Here is a 24054-nt window from a genome sequence, read left to right as displayed (position 1 = left end):
GAAATGTGGGGCGCTTGCGCCCCACATTTCGTTTCTCCGCCTTGTCTTCAGGCCGCCAGCAGCGAGAAGATGGCCGGCCGTCTGTTCAGTTCCAGCCGCTCAGGACGCCAATCGGAAATCGGCAGGGTTACGATCGTTTCGCTCGGCAAGGTCAGGTCCACCGCGATCGACAGCAGGCTGGTGCCGGCGCAATGCTGGCGCATGGCTTCAAGCAGGGGGCCATTGCGGTAGGGTGTCTCGATCCAGACCTGGGTCTGGTGTGCCTTGCGTGAAAGCTGCTCCAGTTCGCGCAGCCGCCTGGCGCGTTCGCCAGCGTCCACCGGCAGGTAGCCGTTGAAGGCAAAGCTCTGGCCGTTCAGGCCGGACGCCATCACGGCCAGCAGGATCGAGCTCGGCCCAACCAGCGGCCGTACGCGCACACCTTTGGCATGGGCCAGCCGCACCAGGTTGGCGCCGGGATCGGCCACCGCCGGCACGCCGGCTTCGGATAGCAGGCCACCGTCGCGGCCCGCGCGGATCGGGGCCAGCAGGTCGGCCAGGGCGCCGTCGCGCGTGTTGACGTTGAGTTCGCGAATCTCGATCTGCTGGATCGGCCTGGCCAGCGGGCAGGTCTCGCCCAGCTTCTTCAGAAAAGCGCGAGCTGTCTTGGCGTTTTCCGCCACCAGGTAATCCAGCCCCGCGGCGATTTGCTGAACGCCCGCCGGAATCACGTCCGGCAGGGGATCCGTCTCGTCGCGCTTTCCCAGGGTGTTGGGGATCAAATATAGGATGCCGCTCATGCTTGGGTTCTCGTGTTTCGTCTGTGTTGTCGGCGCGCGCCGGCTGAGAGCTTAGTCCAGGAAAAAGGGGTAGCCGGCCTGGCGCAGCATGGTCGTCAGTGCAATTAGCGGCAAGCCTACCAGCGCGGTGGGATCGTCCGATTCCATGTGCGAGAGCAGGGCGATGCCCAGGCCTTCGGATTTTGCGCTGCCCGCCACGTCGTAGGGGCGCTCGATGCGTAGGTAGGCGTCCAGTTCGTGGTCGGGAAGCTCACGGAAGGTGGCGCGGGTCTGGACATCCGCTAGCTGGGCTTCACCGTTGCGGCCGTCAAGCAGGCACAGTGCGGAATGGAAAGTGACGGTACGGCCTCGCATCAACTGCAATTGTGCCAGTGCCTGCGCGTGCGAACCGGGTTTGCCGATTTGCCTGCCATCCAGCGTGGCCACTTGATCGGAGCCAATGACCAGCGCGCCTGGATGCCGTTCGGCAATGGCCTGGGCCTTGCCGCGAGAGAGCCGCAGGGCCGTGGCTTCCGGGCTTTCGCCGGTCAGCGGGCTTTCGTCGATGTCCGGCGTCGCTACCTCGAAAGGGATGCGCAGGCGCTGCAGCAATTCGCGGCGATACGGCGAACTGGAGCCTAGGATCAGGGTGGGGCGGGAGGATTGCGACATAAGTAGTTGAGCGAAAAGGGAAAGCGGCGTATGGCCGTCTTCCAAAATTTTGACCGCGGCAGAAAAATCGACGTATAATCTCGCGTTTAGCCAAGCAAGTCCGGCGCAAATCCGTGTGTATACCGGTTTTGTGCGGCGCCCGGGTCACGTTTCGATGGTGTATGCGTCGAAACAGCGGTCGAAACCGCGATGCCCGGGATGCCCCGGCAAGACGGCACGATAAGACATGACCCAGCCGATTGACCCGCGCGCGCTCGATCTCTTCGCATTTTGCCGCGCTGGTGGCGAAGCCACCGGCGAAGTCGCGGCGCGCGATTTGCCGCGCATCATAGCCGAGACCGCCGCGCATGCGCCAGTGTCGGCGCCGGACGAGGTCTTCAGCTACTCGCTCACCGGCTTTGTCGAGGAAGAAGCGAGCGAACCCGGTACGCCGGCAACGCAGCACCTTTACGTCGACCTGACCGTGAATGGCCAGGTGTGGCTGGATTGTCAGCGTTGCCTGGGGATCTATGCTCAGGCGATCGCCACGGACATGTGCTTCGAGGTGGTCGCCAGCGAGGAAGAGGCCGACGCGGCACCCATGGACGACGACGAGATTGATGTGATCGTCGGTTCCCGGCGCTTCGACCTGCTGACGCTGATTGAAGATGAAGTGCTGCTGGCCTTGCCGGTAGCTCCCAAGCATGACGTTTGCCCCACGGTTCACGAAAGCCTTGTGACCGGGGTGGACGGACAGGCGGAACCTGAAGCCGAGGTCCCGCTGGAAGAAGAAAAACGGCCTTCGCCCTTTGCGGCGCTGGCCGGCCTGAAAACGAAGCACTGAAGCCGGTTCGCCGGCATCGGGCAGCGAGTTCAAGGCACCAGGATCAGCATCCGGCCGGGCCCGGCTACGCCTCGTGCGGGATGCGTGTGTTACCATTGAAAAATTCTCGAAGGAGTCATCATGGCAGTTCAACAGAACAAGAAGTCGCCCTCCAAGCGCGGCATGCATCGCTCGCACGACCATCTGACGGCGGCAGCGCTGGCAGTGGAGCCGACCACGGGCGAGACCCACCTGCGTCACCACGTGAGCCCGAACGGCTACTATCGTGGCCGCAAGGTCATCAAGACCAAGAACGACTGACAGATCGTTCGGCGTGACTTTGCGTCTCGTACGCGCACGTTGGTAGGTCAAAAACAAAAAAGCGGCAAAATCGTTGCCGCTTTTTTGTTGCGCGCTCGCAGCGCAAGCCGTAGCGCAGGCTTCCACCAGGCCGACTTGCGCCGCTTGCTCAAGCCGAGTGCCTGGCCGAGGCCATGTACGGCGGCCGGAGGGGCGTCAGATCTCGCCCGCCGTCGAGCGCTCCGGGAGGCGGTCGGGTTGCCGCCGGCCGGTCAGGGCGATGCCTCCGGCCAGGGAGCCAGGTCTTAACGTCACGCCGACAAGCGCTTCTGCACCAGGAAACAATGACGATCAAACTAGCTATCGACTGCATGGGTGGCGATCACGGTGTCTCTGTGACGGTACCAGCGGCGATCAGTTTTCTCTCCAGCCATAGCGACGCCGAAGTGGTGCTGGTCGGCTTGCGGGAAAGCATCGAGCCTCAGCTAAAGAAGTTGCACGCGCTTGATCACCCCCGTGTGCGCATCGTGACCGCGACTGAGGTCATCACCATGGATGACCCGGTCGAGGTGGCGCTGCGCAGGAAGAAAGACTCTTCCATGCGCGTGGCCGTGACCCAGGTGAAAGAGGGCCTGGCGGGCGCCTGCATCTCGGCGGGCAATACCGGAGCGCTGATGGCGGTGTCGCGCTATGTGCTCAAGACGCTCGAGGGCATCGAGCGTCCGGCGATTGCCACCACCATTCCCAATGAGCAGGGCTGGGGCACCACGGTGCTCGATCTCGGTGCCAACRCCGATTGCGAGCCCGAGCACCTGCTGCAATTCGCGCGCATGGCAGAGGCCATGGTTGCCGTGGTGGATCATAAGGAACGTCCCAGCGTCGGCCTGCTGAACATTGGCGAGGAAGTGATCAAGGGCAACGATGTGGTGAAGCGTGCCGGCGAACTGCTGCGCGCTTCGGAACTCAACTTCTACGGCAACGTGGAAGGCAACGACATCTTCAAGGGCACCACCGATATCGTCGTGTGCGATGGCTTCGTCGGCAACGTCGCGCTGAAGAGCAGCGAAGGGCTGGCCAAGATGATCGCCAACATGATCAAGGAAGAATTCACGCGTTCGTGGTTCACCAAGCTGCTGGCGGTCCTGGCTTTGCCGGTGCTCAAGCGGTTGTCCCGGCGCCTGGACCCGGCGCGCTACAACGGCGCTTCCCTGCTCGGTCTGCGCGGGCTGGTCATCAAAAGTCATGGTTCCGCCGACGCGCACGCTTTTGAGTGGGCTATCAAACGCGGGTATGATGCGGCCAGGAATGGTGTGATCGAACGCACCATTCAGGCTTTCGCCAACAAGTCAGGTAACAGCACTCCGGCTACCGGCCCGCAGTCAGGCGCCGAGGATTCCAGTCCAAGCCCGCACGCCGCCTGAGGTCTTGATGTAGATGCCGCGGGCGACGACCCGCGGCCAGACGATCGATCCGACATTACATGACAAGCTACGCAAAAATCATCGGGACCGGGAGCTATTTGCCTCCGCGGCGCGTCACTAACCAAGATATCGCGGCGCAACTGGCTGAGAAGGGCATCGAGACCAGCGACGAATGGATCTTTTCGCGCAGTGGCATCTCGGCCCGCCATTGGGCCGAGCCGGATGTCACCAGCAGCGACCTCGCCGTCAAGGCGGCGGAGCGTGCGCTGGAAGCTGCCGGCATCGATCGCCAGAGCATCGACCTGATCATCGTTGCCACTTCCACACCCGATTTCGTCTTCCCCAGCACCGCCTGCCTGGTGCAGCAGAAGCTTGGCATCACCAACAACTGCGCGGCGTTYGACCTGCAGGCGGTGTGCTCCGGTTTTGTCTATGCGCTGGCCACCGCCGAAAAATTCATCCGTAGCGGTTCGCACCGCAATGCGCTGGTGATTGGCTCGGAAGTGTTCTCGCGCATTCTAGACTTTAACGACCGCACCACCTGCGTGCTGTTCGGCGACGGCGCCGGCGCGGTCGTGCTGTCGGCTTCCGAGGAGCCCGGCATCCTGTCTTCGGCAATGCACTCCGACGGTAGCCACGTGGACATCCTCTGCGTGCCGGGCAATGTCTCGGGCGGCAATATCACCGGCAACCCGTTCCTGCATATGGACGGCCAGGCAGTGTTCAAGCTCGCGGTCACGGTGCTCGACAAGGTGGCGCGCGAAGCGCTCGCCGGCGCGCAGTTCCCGCCCGAAAAAGTAGACTGGCTGATCCCGCACCAGGCCAATATCCGCATCATGCAAAGCACCGCCAGGAAGCTTGGCCTGCCGGCCGAGCGCATGGTGGCGACGGTGCACGAGCACGGCAATACGTCGGCCGCCTCGATCCCCCTGGCACTCGATGTGGCGGTGCGCGATGGCCGCATCGGCGCGGGACACCACGTGCTGATGGAAGGCGTGGGCGGGGGCTTCACCTGGGGCGCGGTACTGCTGCGCATGTAAAATCCGGGCCGGCGCCGCGATGTTGTTTCGTCGCGCCGGTCCTGCGGTATCCATCTTTACGATTCGATTGCGATGAAATTCTCCTTTGTATTCCCAGGGCAGGGCTCGCAGGCAGTCGGGATGCTCAATGCATTCGCCGACAATGCGGTAGTCCGAGCCACTCTGGACGAGGCGTCCGCGGCACTCGGCCAGGACCTGGGCCACCTGATCGCCGAGGGCCCGGCCGAGGAACTTAACCTCACGACCAACACGCAGCCGGTCATGTTGACCGCCGCGGTGGCCATTTACCGTGCCTGGCTCGACGCTGGCGGTGCAGCGCCTGCCCTGGTCGCCGGCCATAGCCTGGGTGAATACTCCGCACTGGTGGCTGCCGGGGTGATTTCCTTTGCCGATGCGGTGCCGTTGGTGCGTTTTCGCGCGCAGGCCATGCAAGAAGCCGTGCCGGTGGGCGAGGGCGGCATGGCAGCCATCCTTGGTCTGTCCGACGACGACGTGCGCGCGGCCTGCGCCGAGGCGTCGGCTGCAGGAGCCGGCGTGGTCGAGGCGGTGAACTTCAACGCGCCTTCGCAGGTGGTGATCGCCGGCAACAAGGCCGCTGTGGAAAAGGCCTGTGAAATGGCCAAGGCGCGCGGCGCCAAGCGTGCGCTGCCGCTGCCGGTTTCGGCGCCGTTCCATTCTTCGCTGCTCAAGCCTGCTTCGGACCGCCTGCGTGAGCGCATGGCGGGCATGACGTTCGCCGCACCGTCCATTCCGCTGGTCAACAACGTTGACGTGGCCATCGTCAATGATCCGGAAGCCATCAAGGACGCGCTGGTTCGCCAGGCGGCAGCTCCGGTGCGCTGGGTCGAATGCGTGCAGAAGATTGCAGCCGAGGGCGTGACCCACGTGATCGAGTGCGGTCCGGGCAAAGTGCTGGCGGGCATGACCAAGCGCATCGACGGCAACCTGGTGGGCGGGGCGATCTTCGATCCGGCCTCCCTGCAGGACACGCTGGCGCTGCTGAAGTAAATAAGGACCAAGGCAATGACGAAATTTCTGGAAAACCAGGTCGCGCTGGTGACCGGCGCATCGCGCGGAATCGGCCGCGCCATCGCGCTGGAGCTGGCCGCCCAGGGCGCCACGGTGGTCGGTACCGCCACCAGCGAGGCGGGGGCCGCCGCGATCAGCGAATACCTGGCGGCAGCCGGCGGCAAGGGCCGCGGAGCCGTGCTCAACGTCAATGATGCGGCGGCTTCCGAAGCGCTGATCGACGAACTCGTCAAGACGCATGGCAGCCTCGGTATTCTGGTGAACAACGCCGGTATTACCCAGGACCAACTCGCCATGCGCATGAAAGACGACGACTGGAGCGCGGTTGTCGAGACCAACATGACGGCGGTGTTCCGCTTGTCGCGCGCCGTGCTGCGCCCGATGATGAAGGCGCGCGGCGGCCGTATCATCAATATCACCTCGGTGGTCGGCTCGACGGGCAACCCCGGGCAAATGAACTATGCGGCCGCCAAGGCCGGCGTCGAAGGCATGAGCCGCGCACTGGCGCGCGAAATCGGCAGCCGGAACGTGACTGTGAACTGCGTGGCGCCTGGCTTTATCGACACCGACATGACCAAGGTCCTGTCGGATGAGCAGCATGCGGCACTGAAGACCCAGATTCCCCTGGGCCGTCTCGGGCAGCCGGAAGATATCGCGCATGCGGTCGCCTTCCTGGCGGGCCCTCAAGCGGCCTACATTACAGGTACGACGCTCCATGTGAATGGTGGCATGTACATGAATTGATCGCCTTGCGTGGTGTCGGGTTCGAAGGAGAAGCCGACAAAAGCCGCGCGAAGTGGTTATTTTTAAAACTGATCGGGCGCTGTTCTTGCAATAGACGGCAGGGGGCATTTTTGTGGCCCAAACCTGCTAAAATGCGCCCACTTTTTGTCGAACTTCCCTGGAGGGTTACATGGACAATATCGAACAACGCGTCAAGAAAATCGTGGCAGAACAACTCGGCGTCGCCGAGGCAGACATCAAGAACGAATCCTCGTTCGTGAACGACCTGGGCGCGGATTCGCTCGACACGGTTGAACTCGTGATGGCGTTGGAAGATGAATTCGGCATGGAAATTCCCGATGAGGAAGCCGAAAAGATCACGACCGTGCAACAGGCAATCGATTACGCCACCGCACACGTCAAGGCCTGAGCCTGTCGTATCTGAATTCCGAGCCACAGAAGGCAGGCGCGAGGCCCATGGGCTCACCGCGCTGTTTTCTGTGGCTTTCGTTTGTTCGAAGAAGCACAATTGGTACGGCTACGCCGGCATCGGCGTAGCCCGGCGCCGGCCGTTGGCCAGTTCCGATTCATTTTCCAGTTCTGCTTCACGTACCCGTAGGAAATCATAGTGAGCCGTCGTCGCGTCGTCGTCACTGGGCTTGGCCTTGTGTCTCCGGTCGGAAACACGGTTGCCGAAGGCTGGGCCAACCTGGTTGCCGGCAAGTCTGGCATCGCCACCGTTACCAAATTCGATCATTCCGCGCTTGCCGTGCATTTTGCCGGCGAAGTGAAGGGCTTCAATGCCGAGGATTACATCCCGGCCAAGGAAGCCCGCCATATGGATACGTTCATCCACTATGGCATCGCAGCGGGCTCGCAGGCGCTGAAGGATAGCGGCTACGAAGTGACCGAAGCCAATGCAGAGCGCATCGGCGTGCTCGTTGGCTCGGGCATCGGCGGCCTGCCGATGATCGAGGACACCCACGCCGAGCTGACCAATCGTGGTCCGCGCCGGATCTCCCCGTTCTTCGTGCCAGGCTCGATCATCAACATGATCTCGGGCCACCTGTCCATCATCCATGGACTCAAGGGCCCCAACCTGGCCGCGGTAACGGCTTGCACCACCGGCCTGCACAGCATCGGCCTGGCGGCCCGGCTGATCCAGGCGGGCGATGCGGACGTCATGCTGGCCGGCGGCGCGGAATCCACGGTGTCGCCGCTCGGCATCGGCGGTTTCGCCGCGGCACGCGCGCTGTCGACCCGCAACGACGACCCCGCTGCCGCGTCCCGCCCGTGGGACAAGGATCGCGATGGCTTCGTGCTGGGCGAGGGTGCCGGTGTGGTCATGCTCGAAGAGTATGAGTCGGCCAAGGCACGTGGCGCCAAGATCTATGCCGAGCTGATTGGCTTCGGCATGAGTGGCGACGCTTACCACATGACGGCACCCAATATGGATGGCCCGCGCCGCTGCATGGTCAACGCCCTCAAGGACGCTGGCGTCAATGCGGACGAAGTCGGTTATCTGAATGCGCACGGTACCTCGACTCCGTTGGGCGACAAGAACGAGAGCGAAGCCATCAAGCTTGCCCTTGGCGATCACGCTTACAAGGTGGCGGTCAATTCAACGAAGTCGATGACCGGCCACCTGTTGGGCGGCGCCGGCGGCCTCGAGTCGGTGTTCACCGTACTGGCGCTGCACCACCAGGTGTCGCCGCCGACCATCAATATCTTCAACCAGGATCCCGAGTGCGACCTGGATTACGTGGCTAACACGGCACGCGACCTGAAGATCGATGTGGCGGTGAAGAATAACTTCGGCTTCGGCGGCACCAACGGCACGCTTGTCTTCCGGCGCGCCTGAACCCGGCGTGCGCCGGGTGGCGACACCATGGAGTTCAGTCAAGGCCCATCCTTTGCGGTGGGTTTTGGCGCTGTTTCTTGCCTGCGAGCTCGCAACGTTCGCGTTGCTTGCCCGGCAAGGGATGCACGAACTGGGGCGGTCTGCGCAAGGCTGGAGTTTGCCGCAATGGCTGGCGCTGCTCGGCATCGCTGCGTTGTGCGGTTGGCTCACATGGCACTGGCACGCACTTTGGTGCGGCGCCGCGTGTACCTACGACGGCCTGGCGCAAGGACGGGATCGCACGGGCCGGCCAGGCATCCTTGTTGGCTTGCCGGATGGCCGCCGCGCGGTGGCGCGTGTCGAGTCCAGTTGGGAATTGGGCGAGTTGGCCCTGGTGCTCGCCCTGGAACCGGTGACCGGACATCCCCCTCGGGTGCTGGTGGTCAGCCGTGTGCTCGTGGACACCGGCGCCTTGCGGGCGCTCAGACGTACTCTCCGCGTTGCGCAGCGTGACTGCCAGGCGACAGGCGAGGCCAGTTGATGCGCGGCTGTTTCGAGCATCCATCACAATATGCGTTGCACCGCACTGACCGTGCGCCGAGCTACGTAGGTAAAATACAACGTTTGTCGTGAAGACGATACCAAGAGATACACTGCAGGTGAAATATTCGTGAGCGAACGCGAAGCCGATCAGCTCCTCGTTGAGCGCGTCCAGCAAGGCGATAAGCGGGCCTTTGAATTGTTGGTGGTGAAATACCACCGCAAGATCATCAGGCTCATTTCGCGTTTGGTGCGGGATTCGGCCGAAGTGGAGGATGTGGCACAGGACGCCTTTATCAAGGCGTATCGTGCCTTGCCCCAGTTTCGCGGCGAGTCGGCGTTCTACACCTGGTTGTACCGGATTGCGGTGAACACCGCGAAGAACTATCTGGCGACCCAGGGGCGCCGGCCGGAGGCCTCCAGTGATATCGATGCCGAAGAGGCTGAAACTTTTGCGGACGGTGAGCAACTAAGAGATATCAATACGCCGGAGTCGATGCTCCATACCCGCCAGGTGGCCGAGACGGTCAACCGCGCGATGGAAGCACTGCCCGAGGAATTGCGCACCGCCATCACCCTTCGCGAGATCGAAGGCCTCAGCTACGAGGAGATCGCGGAAGCCATGGGGTGCCCGATCGGCACCGTCCGGTCGCGCATCTTCCGGGCGCGCGAGGCGATTGCCGAGAAATTGCGTCCGCTGCTGGGAACGGCAGAGGGCAAACGATGGTAGTAGTCAGCCGTCGTCAGTGGTAAAGAAAATGTCGTGCGGCCAGCGTTGCAGCCTATTCCTGCATCGATAAACGACAAGGCAGTGGACGGGATTGTCGGTGTTCAATGGTTTTTCTAGGGGTGGGAAATGGGTCAGGCTCACAAGCAGTCGGTTCATGTAGTGGAAGCGGCGGAGCAGATTTCCGTGCTGATGGATGGCGAGCTGGCGCYGCACGAAGTAAGCGCTGTGTTGGATCTCGCGAAGAGCGGGGCGGGCATGGCGAGCTGGACCTCCTATCAACTGATTGGCGATGCCCTGCGTTCGGAAGAACTGACGCATGCCGGCTCGACCGATGATTTTCTCTCCCGGTTTTCCGCCCGTCTCGACAGCGAACCGCATGTGCTGGTGCCCGCGGTCGCGAAGGCGTCGGGAGCACATCGCATGCTCTTCAAGCCGTCGTGGGTGCGCCGCGTGATGCCGGGTACGGCCATCGCTGCCGCGGTGGCGGCCGTCAGCTGGGTGGTGGTGCCGCAGATGCGCGGTTCCGCCGACCTCGGTACGCCGGATGCCGTGGTGGCACGCGTAGAGCAACCCGCCGTGCCCAAGGCCGGCGGCATCGTGACCGTGTCCGCGGACAGCGCGCAAATGATCCGCGATCCGCGTCTGGACGAATATCTGCGTGCCCACCGCGTATCGGTTGCAACTGATGCGGTAGTGCCCACGATGCGCACCGTTGCCAACAGCGCAAACTTCTCTCAGGACAATTCGCAGGAATAATGCCGGACATGCATAAAGGATGGTCGCCCGCCAACGTAGCGGGCGCACACAGAATTAGGGCCCTTCGCAGGTCCTTTTTTCTGGCCTTGTGTCTGACTGCGGCTGCAGCAACTGCGCAGCCGCCGGACAATACGCTGGCCCGTCGCGACGCAACGGCCTGGCTCAACAAGATCCACCGCGCGGCACAGCGCGAGAATTATGTTGGCACGCTGATTTATCAGCGCGGCAGCGTGATGCATGCGTCGCGCATTCAGCACTATAGCGACCTCGTCAACAACGAGTACGAACGGCTTGAGACGCTCGACGGCAAGCCGCGCGAGGTGCTGCGCCAGAACGATATCGTGCACAGCCTGATTCCCGAGGCCAAACTGGTGGTGGTGGAAAAGCAGGAAGCCAAGGATCGTTTCCCGGCCCTCCTGGCCACCAACAAGAGCGATGTGCTGGATATCTACGATATGCGCAAGCTTCCCGGCGAGCGCGTGGCCGGCGTTGAGTGCGAAGTGTTCTCGCTAGAGCCGCATGACGCCGCGCGCTATGCCGTGCGTCTTTGGGCCGAGAAGAATTCCGGCCTGCTGATGCGCGCCCAGACCCTGGGCGAGGGCGGCAAGGTGCTGGAGCAGGTGGCTTTCTCGCAAGTCGAGATCGGAGTGCCTTCCGAAAAGCAGCGCATCCTCACTGCCATCAAGAATTCCGGCGCCTGGAACCACTATGAGGTGACCAACCAGCCTGCCAATATTGCCGACGAGGGCTGGAGCATCGGGATCCCGGTCAAAGGGTTCATGAAGATCCGCGAGGTTCGCCGGCCACTTGGGGAGCTGCGCGCACCACAGGCCAACCCGCGCGGGAACGTCTTCGAAGTGCTCCAGATCGTCTACAGCGATGGCTTGACCGGTTTGTCCGTATTTATCGAGCCGGTTTCCGAGCAGCGCGTGCGCCGCGAAGGCGTGGCTTCGCTCGGTGCTACCCAGGTCGTGGTGCGCCGTGTGGCCGATTTCTGGATCACCGTGGTGGGCGAAGTCCCGCCGGCCACAGTAAGGCTGTTTGCCTCGGCGGTAGAATACAAACCACCGAAGGGCCACTAAGCCGGATTGCTGCGTGGAGGGGCGGCGAGAACGCCGCCCTGCATCCGCCGCCAGTCCGCTGCGCACGCTGCCCAAGCTTTTTTCCTCGTTTCGCTGATCTCCCGGGAGTCGACGATGTCACCAAGATCTCCAGCCTTGGCTCGGACCGTGCTCATGGCTGCCATTCTCGCTTTTGCGCCATTTGTCGCCGAGCTGAGCCATGCACAGGCGGCCGCGCCGTCCTATAACCTGCCCGATTTCACCGATCTGGTGGAAAAAGCCGGCCCGGCCGTCGTGAATATCCGCACCACCGAGCGCGTTCGCGCGCGCGGTACTCCCGGCAGCGAAGACGACGAGATGGCAGAGTTCTTCCGCCGTTTCTTTGGTGTGCCCATGCCGGGCGCGCCCACGCCTCCGGGCACCCCGCGCCGCGGCCAGCCGCCGCAAGGGCCGCAGGGGCCGCAGGGCGAGGAGCAGAGCCGTGGCGTGGGGTCCGGTTTTGTCATCAGCCAGGATGGCTATGTGATGACAAATGCTCATGTTGTGGCGGATGCGGAAACCATCTATGTCACGCTGCCCGACAAGCGAGAGTTCAAGGCGAAGCTGATCGGCTCGGACAAGCGTACCGACGTAGCGTTGCTCAAGGTCGACGCGACCGGCTTGCCCAAGCTCACGCTCGGCGATTCGGACAAGGTCCGCGCCGGCGAATGGGTGCTGGCGATCGGCTCGCCATTTGGCCTCGACAACACCGTGACGGCCGGCATTGTGTCGGCCAAGGGGCGCGATACCGGAGACTACCTGCCGTTTATCCAGACCGATGTGGCGGTTAATCCAGGTAACTCGGGTGGCCCGCTGATCAACCTGCGCGGCGAGGTCATCGGCATCAATTCCCAGATCTATAGCCGCAGCGGGGGCTATATGGGCATCTCCTTCGCCATCCCGATCGACGAGGCCATGCGTGTCACCGAGCAGCTCAAGGCGACCGGCAAGGTGACGCGCGGGCGTATCGCGGTTGCGATCGGCGATGTCACCAAGGAAGTCGCCGACTCGCTCGGCCTGGGCCGAGCCCGGGGCGCGCTGGTGGGTAGCGTCGAACCCGGAGGCCCTGCCGAGAAGGCGGGGATCGAAGCCGGTGACATCATCCTCAAGTTCAACGGCCGTGACATCGAGAAGGCGTCCGACCTGCCGCGCATGGTCGGCGATATCAAGCCGGGCACGCGCGTACCGCTGCAGCTGTGGCGCAAGGGCGCGACGCGGGAAGTTTCGATCACCGTGGCCGAACTCGACGCCGATGCCAAGGTGCGCACCCGTGGCGGCAATACACCGCGCGACGACGGCGCCGCGCCGGCGGCCAAGCCCAATGCACTCGGCCTGATCGTCAACGAAATTCCCGATGCAAAGCTGAAGGAACTCAAGATCAAGTCGGGCGTGGAGGTCGAGCAGTCCGACGGGCCGGCGATGCGTGCCGGCATTCGCCCGGGCGACATCATCCTGCGGCTGGGCGATAACGACGTGACCAGCCCGCGCCAGTTCAATGAACTGGTCAAGGGGCTGGACAAGGCGAAGATTGCCGCTGTGTTCGTCCGCCGCGGCGATGCCACCCAGGTGCTGACCTTGCGTCCGGGCGCAACGTCCTCGCGCTGATCGGCTCGCCATGGCCGATCTCACACTGTATGGCAGGGGGTATTGCCATCTGTGCGAAGACATGAAAATCGCGCTGGAACCGCTCCGGCGCGATTTTTCCTTTGTCCTGCACGAGGTGGACGTGGATACCGATCCCGCGACCGAAGCGCGCTTCGGCGAACTTGTGCCTGTGCTGATGGTTGGGGCCCCGGCTACCCCTGGCGAGGAACTGTGCCACTACTTTCTCGACGAAAGTCGGGTGAAAGCGTGGTTCGCCGCACATGCGGCCCCGCGAGTGGACGAACGGCCGGTCGAAGGCGCGCAAGTGCGCCCTGCGGGGCATGGCGTGGTGTGATGGCTTGATCCGCCGCCCATTTCGCAATACGGAAGTCCTTGAAAATACGGTAAAATTGCAGTTTGGCGCAAAGTCCGCGTCACCAACCTGCGACCGGAGCGGGGCCCGCCCGACAAGGCGCCAGTTCCAGGTCGTTCATAATTGCTGCGCCGCCAGGCGTGCCCATGCGGGCACCTCCTGGCCCGAACTGGCGCACCCCTGAACATCAGATGGACCATATCCGCAACTTCTCGATCATCGCCCACATCGACCACGGTAAATCGACCCTGGCCGACCGCATCATTCAACTCTGCGGAGGCCTGTCCGATCGCGAGATGGAGGCGCAGGTGCTCGACTCGATGGACATCGAGAAGGAGCGCGGCATCACCATCAAGGCCCAGACCGCGGCGCTCAGCTACAAGGCGCGCGACGGCAAGATCTACAACCTCAACCTGATCGACACGCCGGGGCACGTCGACTTCAGCTATGAAGTGAGCCGCTCTCTGTCCGCCTGCGAAGGCGCGCTGCTGGTGGTCGATGCTTCCCAGGGCGTGGAGGCGCAGACTGTCGCCAACTGCTACACCGCGATCGAACTCGGCGTGGAAGTGGTGCCGGTGCTCAACAAGATCGACCTGCCGTCGGCCGATCCGGAGAACGCGATCCGCGAGATCGAGGAAGTGATCGGGATCGACGCCCAGGATGCCACGCCGTGCTCGGCCAAGACCGGCCTGGGCGTGCAGGACGTGATCGAGGCGATGATCGCCCGCGTGCCGCCGCCCAAGGGCGACGCGGGCGCACCGTTGCAGGCCCTGATCATCGACTCGTGGTTCGACAACTACGTTGGCGTGGTGATGCTGGTGCGCGTGGTCAACGGCACCCTCAAGCCCAAGGACAAGGTACTGCTGATGGCCACCGGCTCGCAGCACCTGGTCGAGCAGGTCGGCGTGTTCTCGCCCAAGTCGCTGCCGCGCGAGTCGCTGTCGGCAGGGCAGGTGGGTTTCGTGATCGCGGGCATCAAGGAACTGAAGGCGGCCAAGGTGGGTGACACCATCACCACCGTGGCGCGCAAGGCGGCCGAGCCGCTGCCGGGCTTCAAGGAGGTCAAGCCGCAGGTGTTCGCGGGCCTGTATCCGGTGGAATCCAACCAGTACGAAGCACTGCGCGAATCCCTGGAAAAGCTCAAGCTCAACGACGCATCGTTGCAGTACGAGCCTGAAGTGTCTCAGGCACTCGGCTTCGGCTTCCGCTGCGGCTTCCTGGGCCTGTTGCACATGGAAATCGTGCAGGAGCGCCTGGAACGCGAGTTCGACATGGACCTCATCACCACCGCGCCGACGGTGGTGTACCAGGTGCAGATGCGTGACGGCACCATGCTGACGGTGGAAAACCCCGCCAAGATGCCGGATCCGAGCCGTATCGAGAATATCCTAGAGCCCATCGTCACCGTCAACCTGTACATGCCGCAGGACTACGTCGGCTCCGTGATCACGCTGTGCACGCAAAAGCGCGGCACGCAGATCAACATGAGCTACCACGGCAAGCAGGTGCAGCTCACGTACGAGATTCCGATGGCGGAAATCGTCATGGATTTCTTCGACCGCCTGAAATCGGTGTCGCGCGGCTATGCCTCGATGGATTACGAGTTCAAGGAATATCGCGCCGCCGACGTGGTCAAGGTGGACATCCTGATCAACGGTGACAAGGTCGACGCGCTGTCGGTGATCGTTCACCGCAGCAATTCGCAGTACCGTGGCCGCGAAGTGGTATCGAAGATGCGCGAGATCATCCCGCGCCAGATGTATGACGTAGCCATCCAGGCCACGATCGGCGCCAACATCATCGCGCGCGAGAACGTCAAGGCGCTGCGCAAGAACGTGCTCGCCAAGTGCTACGGCGGCGATATCTCGCGCAAGAAGAAGCTGCTCGAGAAGCAAAAAGCGGGTAAGAAGCGCATGAAGCAGGTGGGTACGGTCGAGATCCCCCAGGAGGCTTTCCTGGCAATCCTGCAGGTAGGCGACAAGTAAGCTGGCGGAGGCCGGCTCTCGCCGGCTGGCGAAGCGGACTCTAACAAAACAACACGAAGATCTAGCCGTCATGAATTTTGCACTGATCCTTTTTGTGCTGGTGGTTATCACGGGCGTTGCCTGGGTGGCCGACAAACTGGTGTTCGAGAAGCAACGGCGGCTTTCCGCACAGTCCGCGCTGGCGGAGTTCGATGCGCGCCGTACCGATCTGCAGGGGCGCTATGGCGCTGGCGAGGTCGATACCTCGCGTAGCCGCCTGGCGGAGGAAAAGCTGCGCCAGCCATGGTGGCTGGAATATTCGGCAAGTTTCTTCCCGGTGATCCTGGCCGTGTTCGTGCTGCGCTCCTTCGTGGTCGAGCCGTTCAAGATCCCGTCTGGCTCGATGATCCCGACGCTGCTGATCGGCGACTTCATCCTGGTCAACAAGTACGACTACGGCATCCGCCTGCCGGTGGTGAACAAGAAGATCATCTCGGTCGGCGACCCCCAGCGCGGCGACGTGATGGTGTTCCGCTACCCGAAGGACCAGTCGCTCGATTACATCAAGCGTGTGATCGGAGTGCCGGGCGATGTGGTGAGCTACCAGAACAAGCGCCTGACCATCAACGGCAAGCCAGCGGAGTACAGCCCGCTGCCTGACTACCTGGACGAAGAACGGCTTTCGTATTCGAAGCACTTCCGCGAGAAGCTGCCCGACGGCCCGGAGCACGGTATCCTCAATGATGCCGACAGGCCAGCCTATATTTCCGGCATGGATCCGGATTTCCCGTTCCACGAAAACTGCACTTACAATCAGCAAGGCGTAACGTGCAAAGTGCCGCAAGGCCACTATTTTGTGATGGGCGATAACCGGGATAACAGCCTGGATTCACGTTACTGGGGCTTCGTGCCCGATCAGAATATTGTCGGCAGGGCATTCCTGATCTGGATGAACCTCGGCAATATCGGACGCGTGGGGGCGTTCAAGTAAGCCTCCCGCGATGCGTATAAATCACTCCAGTCAAGCGAGGGAAAGCGCAACATGGGTCAATCGGGTCGAGTGGTTGGGGCAGTCAGGGGGCGGGCACGTTTGTCGGGACGCAGCAAGCCGCGTGGATTCTCCCTCGGCAGCTTGCTGATCGTCATACTGGTCGTGGGGGGTATCGTAATCCCGGCGGTCAGGGCGATCCCAAGCCTGCTGGAGTATTTCTCGGTCAAGCGCGCCATCAGTTATGCCAAGCAACAGGCATCCAGCAAGCGCGAAGTGGCCGATTATTTCAACAAGCAGGCGCAGATCGACCGTATCACCGCTGTGCGCAGCGACGATCTGGATATCAATGAAGATGACAATGGCGGGATCCGGTCGGTGGGGTTTTCCTACCGTAACGAAGTGCCGTTATACGGTCCTCTGAGCCTTTTGATTACCTATTCGGGAACGCAGTACTGACATGAACCTCGACGCCTTGCAGCAACGCCTCGGCTACCGCTTCAGCAAGCCAGAATTGCTGCAGCAGGCGCTGACGCACCGCAGCCACAGTGCCTTGCACAACGAACGCCTGGAATTCCTCGGCGATTCGGTGCTGAACTGTGCCGTGGCCGACATGCTGTACGGCATGTTCAGCAAGCTCGACGAAGGCGACCTGTCCCGCGTGCGCGCCAACCTGGTCAAGCAGCAGGCGCTGTATGAAATTGCGCAGATGCTGCAATTGTCCGAGGCGCTGCGCCTGGGCGAGGGGGAACTGAAGAGCGGCGGTTTCCGCCGCCCGTCGATCCTGGCCGATGCGCTGGAAGCGATCGTCGGCGCCGTCTTCCTCGATGCCGGCTTCGAGGGGGCGCGCACGCTGATCCGCAAGCTTTATATCCCCATCCTCGAGCAGGTCGATCCGCGCACGCTGGGCAAGGATGCCAAGACGCTGCTGCAGGAGTACCTGCAAGGCCACAAGATAGCCCTGCCGCAATATAACGTGATCGCCACACATGGCGCCGCGCATAACCAGCAGTTTGAAGTCGAGTGCACCGTGCCTAAACTGGAAGTGCGGGTGTTCGGTACCGGCGCGTCGCGCCGTGCCGCCGAACAGGCCGCCGCCAAGCTGGCGCTCGACGAGGTGCAGAAGCTCGTGCCCCAGTTGCTCAAGCGCAGCCGGGCCGAGCGCACCGGCAAGACGCGCAAGCAACCGGTGCCACCCGATCCCCAGTTGTCTCTCAGGTTGAAGGAATGACCGAATCTACCGATCCGCGGCAAGCCGCCGCGGGTACCCCATCCGCGGCGTTCCGCTGCGGCACCGTGGCCATTGTCGGGCGTCCCAACGTCGGCAAGTCCACCCTGATGAATGCGCTGGTTGGTCAGAAGATCAGCATCACCTCGCGCAAGGCACAGACCACGCGCCATCGCATTGTCGGCATTCAGACTACCGAGGATGCCCAGTATGTGTTCGTCGATACGCCGGGCTTCCAGACGCGCCATGCCAGCGCGCTGAACCGCTCGCTGAACCGCGCGGTCACCTCGACGCTGTCGTCGGTGGACCTGGTGCTGTTCGTCGTGGAAGCCGGCTACTACGGCGCCGACGACGAGAAGGTGCTTTCGCTGTTGCCGAAGAAGGTGCCGGTGCTGCTGGTCACCAACAAACTCGATCGCCTTGGCGCGGACCGGGCCGAGGTGATGATGCCCTTCCTGGAAAAGATGGGCCACCAGTTCCAATTCGCGGAAGTGGTGCCGATGTCGGCCAAGACGCAAGACCACATCGAGCGTCTGCTGGCGATCATCCGGCCGTACCTGCCGGAAGGCGAGCCGATGTATGACGCCGACTCCATGACCGATCGCAGCGAGCGCTTCATGGCCTCCGAGATCATCCGCGAGAAGGTGTTCCGCTGGACCGGCGATGAATTGCCGTACACCAGCACGGTCATCATCGAAAAGTTCGAGACGGAAGGCCGGCTGCGGCGCATCTTCGCCACCATCCTCGTCGAGCGCGACGGGCACAAGGCCATGATCATCGGCAACAAGGGTGCCAAGCTCAAGACCATTTCCACCGAAGCCCGCATCGACATGGAGAAGCTGTTCGACGGCAAGGTTTACCTGGAAATGTTTATCAAGGTAAAGAGCGGCTGGGCCGACAACGAAGCTGGATTGCGCGCCTACGGCTATGAGTGACAGAGCTGGCGGGCCTGCCTTGAAGGCCCGCCGCACAGACCCGGTGGTGGAAGAAGCGGCCGAACTGCTGGACAGCCATGCCGTGCCCGGCATGGAAGTGGCCGAGCAGCGCGCGATGATGGATCGCGCGCTGCGCATCGTGCCGGCGCGCACCGAACTGCGCGTGGCCAACCAGCCCGGCTTCGTGCTGCACGCCTGGCCCTACCGCGAGACCAGCCTGATCCTCGACGTGTTCACGCGCGATTACGGCCGCGTGGCCATGGTGGCCAAGGGCGCCAAGCGGCCGCATTCGGCGCTGCGCCCGGTGCTTCAGCATTTTCAGCCGATCTCGCTGTCCTGGAGCGGCCGTGGCGAAGTCAAGACACTGACGCGCGCGGAGTGGGTCGGCGGCATGCTGCCGCTGGCCAGCGACGCCTTGCTCTCGGGGTTCTATCTCAACGAACTGCTGCTGCGTTTCTGCGCCCGCGAAGATGCGCACGTTGCCCTGTTCCGCCAGTACATGGCCACGCTGACCCGGCTTTCGCATGGCGAGCAGGCCGGCCTGGTGCTGCGCGGCTTCGAGCGCGTGCTGCTGCAGGAAACCGGCTTTGCGGTGGCCTTCGATGAATGCGCCAATTCGGGCGAGACGGTCGAGCCGGGGCAGGACTATGTCTACCAGCCAGAGCGTGGCGTACGCCGCGCGCAGGCCAGCGATCCGTCCTCGTGGCCGGTGGTTTCCGGGCAGACGCTGCTCGACATGTCGCAGGACGACTATCGACGGACACAAACTGTCACGCAAAGTCGTGCGCTGATGCGCTTCCTGCTGCATTATTATCTGCAAGGCGCGCCGTTGAAGACGCGCCAGATCCTGATCGATTTGCACTATCTCTGAGAATATCTCCGAGCCTTTCGAGCCCTCCCGCATGATTTTCCACGCGCATCCCGGCGTCATCGACCTTGGCGTCAATATCGACCACGTGGCCACGCTGCGCAATGCGCGCGGCACGGTCTATCCCGATCCGATCCAGGCAGCACTGCAGGCCGAGCAGGCCGGCGCCGACCTGATCACCCTGCACTTGCGCGAAGACCGCCGCCATATCCGCGACGCCGACGTGCATGCGCTGCGGCCGCTGCTGGCCACGCGCATGAACCTGGAGTGCGCGATCACCCAGGAAATGCTCGACATCGCCTGCACGATCCGTCCGCAGGATGTCTGCCTGGTGCCCGAGCGGCGCGAGGAAGTCACCACCGAGGGCGGGTTGGACGTAGCCGGGCGTTTCGAGCAGGTCAAGGCTGCCTGCCGCCAGCTTGCCGATGCGGGCATCCGCGTTTCGCTCTTCATCGATGCGCAGGCTGACCAGATCGAAGCGGCCGCCGCGTGTGGCGCGCCGGTGGTGGAACTGCACACCGGCCGCTATGCCGACGCGCATTCCGCCGGGGAGCAGGCCGCCGAGTTTCGCCGCGTCGCCGAAGGCGTCGACGCGGGCGTGCGGCTCGGGCTGGTGGTCAATGCCGGGCACGGCCTGCACTACACGAATGTGCAGCCGGTCGCGGCACTGCACGGCATCAAGGAGTTGAATATTGGCCACGCCATCGTTGCCCACGCGGTCTTTGTCGGCTGGCAGAATGCTGTGCGCGAGATGAAAGCCATCATGGTGGCGGCGCGCCTGGGCACCACCTATCCCCGTCCGGACGCCGCGGCGTGATCTACGGCCTCGGTACCGACATCATCCAGATCGACCGCGTGCAGGGCGTGATGGAGCGCACGCGCGGACGTTTTGCGGAAAAGGTGCTCGGGCCGCAGGAACTCCAGAAGTACCATGCACGCAAGGCGCGCTCCGAAAAGCGCGGGCTCGCGTTCCTGGCGACGCGCTTTGCCGCCAAGGAGGCCTTCTCCAAGGCCATCGGCCTGGGCATGCGCTGGCCGATGACCTGGCGTGCCATGGAACTGCTGAACCTGCCTTCCGGCGAGCCCTATGCGCATTGCCATGGCGAGCTCGACACCTGGTTGCGGGAACGCGGCCTCGTGGTCCGGGTCAGCGTCAGCGACGAACACGATTATGCGGTCGCCTTTGCGATCGCCGAGCCCGGCGGTGCCGACGTCCGCGCCGGCCTGCCGCTCGCCCCCAAGCCTAGCGAAGATTTCAAATGATCAAGAAGATTTCCGGCAGACGGCCGGGCCCGGTTGTACTCGATGTCAAAGGCAAGCACCTCGATGCGGACGATATCCGCCGCATTTCCCACCCGCTGACCGGTGGCGTGATCCTGTTTGCGCGCAACTTCGAGTCGCGCTCGCAATTGCAGGCGCTGACGCGCGAGATCCGTGGCGTGCGCGATGACGTGCTGATCTGCATCGATCATGAGGGCGGCCGGGTGCAGCGCTGCAGGACCGACGGCTTCACGCACCTCCCCGCAATGGCCCGGCTGGGCGCGCTGTGGGACCGCGACGTGCTGACGGCAACCAAGGCTGCCGTCAGCTGCGGCTACGTGCTGGCAGCAGAGTTGCGGGCTTGCGATATCGACCTGAGCTTCACCCCGGTGCTTGACCTGGACTACGGGCTCAGCGCTGTGATCGGCGACCGCGCCTTCCACGCCGACCCGCGCGTGGTGACGATGCTCGCCAACCACCTGACCCATGGCCTGCTGCTGGCYGGCATGGCCAATTGCGGCAAGCACTTCCCCGGCCACGGCTTTGTTGCCGCCGATTCGCATGTGGCGGTGCCGGTGGACGAGCGCGGTCTCGACGAGATTCTCGCGCAGGATGCGCGTCCTTACGAGTGGATGGGGATGGCGCTGTCCTCTGTGATGCCGGCGCATGTGATCTATCCCAAGGTGGATCCGCATCCTGCCGGTTTTTCGCGCTACTGGCTGCAGGACGTGCTACGCACCCAGCTTGGCTTCGAGGGCGTGATCTTCAGCGACGACCTGAGCATGGAAGGCGCAAGCGTCGCGGGCACGGTGACCGAAGCCGCGCGCGCGGCCCTTGGCGCCGGCTGCGACATGGTGCTGATCTGCAACCATCCTGAGCGTGCGGACCAGTTGCTCGGCGAACTCGATGTACGCATCGGCAAGGATTCGCAACGACGCATCCGCCGCTTGTTCGGACGCCGCAAGCCGCTGGACTGGAACAAGCTGATGCAGGAGCCGGAGTACGCCGCGGCACTGCGCGTGCTCAAGTCGCACGACCTGATCGCCTGATCCGCAAAAGGGGCAAGAGAATAAAAAAAGGCAGCCTGGGCTGCCCTTTTTCGTTGCCATCCGCGTGGGGATGGCGGCGAACAAGCTGCGCTTAGTTGGCGCGGCTGCGGTATTCGCCGGTACGGGTGTCGATTTCGATCTTGTCGCCGATATTGCAGAACAGCGGCACTTGCAGTTCGAAGCCGGTGTTGATCTTGGCGCCCTTGAGCACCTTGCCCGACGAGGTATCGCCCTTGACGGCGGGTTCCGTGTAGATGATTTCGCGCACCAGCGTGGTGGGCATGTCCACCGAGATGGCCTTGTCGTTGTAGAACACCACTTCGACGTTCATGCCGTCTTCGAGGTAGTTCAGCGAGTCGCCCATGCTGTCCTGCTCGACTTCATACTGGTTGAAGTCGGTATCCATGAACACGTACATCGGGTCGGCGAAGTACGAGTAGGTGCATTCGCGGCGCTCAAGCATCACGACTTCGAACTTGTCGTCGGCCTTGAAGACGGCTTCGCCCGGGGCTTCCGTCAACAGGTTCTTGTACTTCATCTTGACCACGGCGGAGTTGCGGCCCGACTTGTTGTACTCAGCCTTCTGCACGACCATCGGGTCGGTGCCGATCATGAATACGTTGCCGACGCGGAGTTCTTGTGCGGTTTTCATCTGAACTAATTTCCTGAAAAAGAATGTCTCGGAATTCGGTATGGCGAAGGCGCGCTGCCGACGCACGGCGCTAGCGGTGTCCGTGCGCGCGACCCGTGCCCTTTACGCTAAGGCCCCGCGCCGCTCTTACCGTGGCGCATGCCAGGGCCGATCGCTTGCACAGGACGCATCCGTCTTCCGGCCCGGTCGCCATTAAATCAACCCGCTATTTTACCCGATTTTCGCAAAACGCCACCAGATTTGCCGCCAGGTCGCCAAGGTGCAGCAGGCTGCGCTGCCATTGCTCGGCGACACGGGCGAGCAATGGCAGATGCGCGCGCAGTCCGGGCCAGTCGGGTGATTCATCGTCCTTATTCCAGCTGTGCCAGAAGTTCGCAAGTGCAGCGGCCGCCTCCGGTTGGCCACTGCGTTCCATCCGTTGCACGATTAGCGTGAGGAAGGCATCGAGCTTGACCATATGCGCCGCGTCGGATTGCGGGTAGATCTGCCAGACAAAAGGCCGGCCAGCCCATTGCGCGCGCACGAATGAGTCCTCGCCTCGCACGAAGTTAAGGTCGCATAGCCACAGGAGTTCGTCGTAGTGCTCCTGGCGCAGGAAGGGCACGACTTGCACGGTCAGGCGGCCACTCCTGAAAACGGTGCCAGGCGCGCAATCGGCCTCGCCGAACCATTCGCTGGCCTGCCGCGCGGCCAGGCCCGCCGGCACCAGGCACTGGACCGGCTCCGAGCCATCGCGCCATTGGGTCAGCAGTGCGGGCAGGGCGGCATTGCGGTAGGCGAACAGGCTGACCTTCAGGGCGCCTTCGATGGGCTCGAAGCCAAGGCGGTGCCATAGCGAAGCCTGTGCGGCGGGGCTGGCGCGAAAGTGTTCCCGCTGCATGCCCAGCATGGTTTCGCGCAGCACTCCACCCGTGCCGGGCTCGAAGCCCGGGAAGAAGAAGTGCTTGACCAGCGGCAGGCGTGGATGCGGCGAGGCCATGCCGTGGTGTTCTCTCACCCAGGGCTCGGCGCTGAGGTATTCGAGGTTGAGCCATGCCGGCTTAGGCGCGCGCGCGGCCATGGCGGCAAGGAATGGCTCGGGCAGGTCGCATGCGAAGGCTTCGATGACCGCATCGTGCGGCGTGACGCCCGCAAAGCGGGCCGTGCTCTCCTGCGCGCTTTCCTGGTCCGGTCGCCGCCAGGGAAGGATCGTCACGCCGGCAAGCTCCTGCCGGGGCGCGCCTGTATCGAGGCCGGGGGCAAGGTGTGCAAAGCTGGCGAGATCATCCACCCAAAGGCGTACGGCGTGGCCATGCTCCTGTGCCAGTTGGCGCGCCAGCCGCCAGCAGACGCCGATATCGCCGAAATTGTCGATAACGGTACAGAAGATGTCCCAGGAACGGATGGCACGGTCGGGTTGGACAGGCATGGCGGCGTGAGTTGGCAAGGATTTGCTCTAAACT

At 63.1% G+C, this 24054-nt stretch carries 27 protein-coding genes; 23 read left to right on the top strand and 4 right to left on the bottom strand.

Annotation, left to right across the window (positions count from 1 at the left end; genetic code table 11):
* Nucleotides 1-47 precede the first annotated feature (47 nt).
* Nucleotides 48-779 carry an SAM-dependent methyltransferase gene (locus AC1DN0_RS25540; protein ID WP_477102357.1) on the bottom strand — a complete coding sequence of 244 codons (732 nt, stop codon included), beginning with the start codon at nucleotides 777-779 and terminating at the stop codon, nucleotides 48-50.
* Nucleotides 780-830: 51 nt separating this feature from the next.
* Nucleotides 831-1430, bottom strand: coding sequence for a Maf-like protein (locus AC1DN0_RS25535; RefSeq protein ID WP_441629799.1), 600 nt, complete (start codon nucleotides 1428-1430; stop codon nucleotides 831-833).
* Nucleotides 1431-1656: 226 nt separating this feature from the next.
* Between AC1DN0_RS25535 and AC1DN0_RS25530 the strand changes: the two genes are divergently transcribed.
* The 23 genes from AC1DN0_RS25530 to nagZ all read left to right on the top strand — a co-directional run bounded on the left by AC1DN0_RS25530 (nucleotide 1657) and on the right by nagZ (nucleotide 21960).
* Nucleotides 1657-2253, top strand: coding sequence for a YceD family protein (locus AC1DN0_RS25530; RefSeq protein ID WP_441629801.1), 597 nt, complete (start codon nucleotides 1657-1659; stop codon nucleotides 2251-2253).
* Nucleotides 2254-2373: 120 nt separating this feature from the next.
* A complete protein-coding gene (rpmF, locus tag AC1DN0_RS25525) occupies nucleotides 2374-2553 on the top strand; it encodes a 50S ribosomal protein L32 (protein ID WP_045235589.1) in 180 nt (59 codons plus the stop codon).
* Nucleotides 2554-2876: 323 nt separating this feature from the next.
* A complete protein-coding gene (plsX, locus tag AC1DN0_RS25520) occupies nucleotides 2877-3953 on the top strand; it encodes a phosphate acyltransferase PlsX (protein ID WP_477146099.1) in 1077 nt (358 codons plus the stop codon).
* Between the two features lie 59 nt (nucleotides 3954-4012).
* On the top strand, nucleotides 4013-4993 hold the full coding sequence (locus AC1DN0_RS25515) for a beta-ketoacyl-ACP synthase III (protein WP_441629806.1): 981 nt from the start codon (nucleotides 4013-4015) through the stop codon (nucleotides 4991-4993).
* 72 nt (nucleotides 4994-5065) lie between these two features.
* Entirely contained in the window at nucleotides 5066-6001 is a 936-nt protein-coding gene (fabD, locus tag AC1DN0_RS25510; protein WP_441629808.1) for an ACP S-malonyltransferase, read from the top strand.
* A gap of 15 nt (nucleotides 6002-6016) precedes the next feature.
* Nucleotides 6017-6766: a 3-oxoacyl-ACP reductase FabG gene (gene fabG, locus AC1DN0_RS25505; RefSeq protein ID WP_441629810.1), complete on the top strand. Its 750-nt coding sequence runs from the start codon at nucleotides 6017-6019 to the stop codon at nucleotides 6764-6766.
* 169 nt (nucleotides 6767-6935) lie between these two features.
* A complete protein-coding gene (gene acpP / locus AC1DN0_RS25500) occupies nucleotides 6936-7175 on the top strand; it encodes an acyl carrier protein (RefSeq protein WP_008644813.1) in 240 nt (79 codons plus the stop codon).
* Between the two features lie 198 nt (nucleotides 7176-7373).
* Nucleotides 7374-8606: a beta-ketoacyl-ACP synthase II gene (gene fabF, locus AC1DN0_RS25495; RefSeq protein ID WP_045235584.1), complete on the top strand. Its 1233-nt coding sequence runs from the start codon at nucleotides 7374-7376 to the stop codon at nucleotides 8604-8606.
* Nucleotides 8607-8670: 64 nt separating this feature from the next.
* Nucleotides 8671-9126, top strand: coding sequence for a hypothetical protein (locus AC1DN0_RS25490; protein ID WP_441629813.1), 456 nt, complete (start codon nucleotides 8671-8673; stop codon nucleotides 9124-9126).
* A 129-nt stretch (nucleotides 9127-9255) separates the two neighbouring features.
* A complete protein-coding gene (gene rpoE, locus AC1DN0_RS25485) occupies nucleotides 9256-9855 on the top strand; it encodes an RNA polymerase sigma factor RpoE (RefSeq protein ID WP_045235582.1) in 600 nt (199 codons plus the stop codon).
* Nucleotides 9856-9981: 126 nt separating this feature from the next.
* Complete coding sequence (locus AC1DN0_RS25480; RefSeq protein ID WP_477146098.1) at nucleotides 9982-10611, top strand: sigma-E factor negative regulatory protein; 630 nt, start codon at nucleotides 9982-9984, stop codon at nucleotides 10609-10611.
* Nucleotides 10612-10619: 8 nt separating this feature from the next.
* Nucleotides 10620-11693, top strand: coding sequence for a MucB/RseB C-terminal domain-containing protein (locus tag AC1DN0_RS25475; RefSeq protein ID WP_477102361.1), 1074 nt, complete (start codon nucleotides 10620-10622; stop codon nucleotides 11691-11693).
* 153 nt (nucleotides 11694-11846) lie between these two features.
* A complete protein-coding gene (locus AC1DN0_RS25470; RefSeq protein ID WP_441629819.1) occupies nucleotides 11847-13316 on the top strand; it encodes a DegQ family serine endoprotease in 1470 nt (489 codons plus the stop codon).
* 10 nt (nucleotides 13317-13326) lie between these two features.
* The gene (locus AC1DN0_RS25465; protein ID WP_441629821.1) at nucleotides 13327-13650 is read left to right on the top strand and encodes a glutaredoxin family protein; all 324 of its coding nucleotides are present in this window, start codon (nucleotides 13327-13329) and stop codon (nucleotides 13648-13650) included.
* 209 nt (nucleotides 13651-13859) lie between these two features.
* Nucleotides 13860-15653, top strand: a complete 1794-nt coding sequence (lepA, locus tag AC1DN0_RS25460; RefSeq protein ID WP_045235578.1) for a translation elongation factor 4 — start codon at nucleotides 13860-13862, stop codon at nucleotides 15651-15653.
* A gap of 70 nt (nucleotides 15654-15723) precedes the next feature.
* Nucleotides 15724-16623: a signal peptidase I gene (gene lepB, locus AC1DN0_RS25455; protein WP_441629823.1), complete on the top strand. Its 900-nt coding sequence runs from the start codon at nucleotides 15724-15726 to the stop codon at nucleotides 16621-16623.
* Between the two features lie 51 nt (nucleotides 16624-16674).
* Complete coding sequence (locus AC1DN0_RS25450) at nucleotides 16675-17079, top strand: DUF4845 domain-containing protein (protein ID WP_441629825.1); 405 nt, start codon at nucleotides 16675-16677, stop codon at nucleotides 17077-17079.
* 1 nt (nucleotide 17080) lies between these two features.
* Nucleotides 17081-17851: a ribonuclease III gene (rnc, locus tag AC1DN0_RS25445; RefSeq protein ID WP_020205117.1), complete on the top strand. Its 771-nt coding sequence runs from the start codon at nucleotides 17081-17083 to the stop codon at nucleotides 17849-17851.
* Complete coding sequence (era, locus tag AC1DN0_RS25440; RefSeq protein ID WP_045235575.1) at nucleotides 17848-18783, top strand: GTPase Era; 936 nt, start codon at nucleotides 17848-17850, stop codon at nucleotides 18781-18783. Before rnc ends, era begins: the two co-directional genes overlap by 4 nt.
* Entirely contained in the window at nucleotides 18776-19654 is an 879-nt protein-coding gene (recO, locus tag AC1DN0_RS25435) for a DNA repair protein RecO (protein WP_441629828.1), read from the top strand. The genes era and recO overlap by 8 nt, the downstream gene beginning before the upstream one ends.
* A gap of 31 nt (nucleotides 19655-19685) precedes the next feature.
* On the top strand, nucleotides 19686-20468 hold the full coding sequence (pdxJ, locus tag AC1DN0_RS25430; protein WP_441629830.1) for a pyridoxine 5'-phosphate synthase: 783 nt from the start codon (nucleotides 19686-19688) through the stop codon (nucleotides 20466-20468).
* Complete coding sequence (gene acpS, locus AC1DN0_RS25425; protein ID WP_441629832.1) at nucleotides 20465-20914, top strand: holo-ACP synthase; 450 nt, start codon at nucleotides 20465-20467, stop codon at nucleotides 20912-20914. Before pdxJ ends, acpS begins: the two co-directional genes overlap by 4 nt.
* On the top strand, nucleotides 20911-21960 hold the full coding sequence (gene nagZ / locus AC1DN0_RS25420) for a beta-N-acetylhexosaminidase (RefSeq protein ID WP_441629834.1): 1050 nt from the start codon (nucleotides 20911-20913) through the stop codon (nucleotides 21958-21960). Before acpS ends, nagZ begins: the two co-directional genes overlap by 4 nt.
* Nucleotides 21961-22051: 91 nt before the next feature.
* On the opposite strand, the gene efp is transcribed toward nagZ, so the two are convergent.
* Nucleotides 22052-22612, bottom strand: coding sequence for an elongation factor P (efp, locus tag AC1DN0_RS25415; protein WP_045235571.1), 561 nt, complete (start codon nucleotides 22610-22612; stop codon nucleotides 22052-22054).
* A 205-nt stretch (nucleotides 22613-22817) separates the two neighbouring features.
* Nucleotides 22818-24020 (bottom strand): elongation factor P maturation arginine rhamnosyltransferase EarP, encoded by a 1203-nt coding sequence (gene earP, locus AC1DN0_RS25410; protein ID WP_441629837.1) that lies wholly within the window; start codon nucleotides 24018-24020, stop codon nucleotides 22818-22820.
* Between the last annotated feature and the right edge of the window lie 34 nt (nucleotides 24021-24054).

The organism is Cupriavidus sp. 05N39 (genome assembly GCF_056397325.1).
The sequence above is the reverse complement of the archived record's forward strand: the minus strand, read 5'-3'. Positions and strand labels throughout refer to the sequence as shown.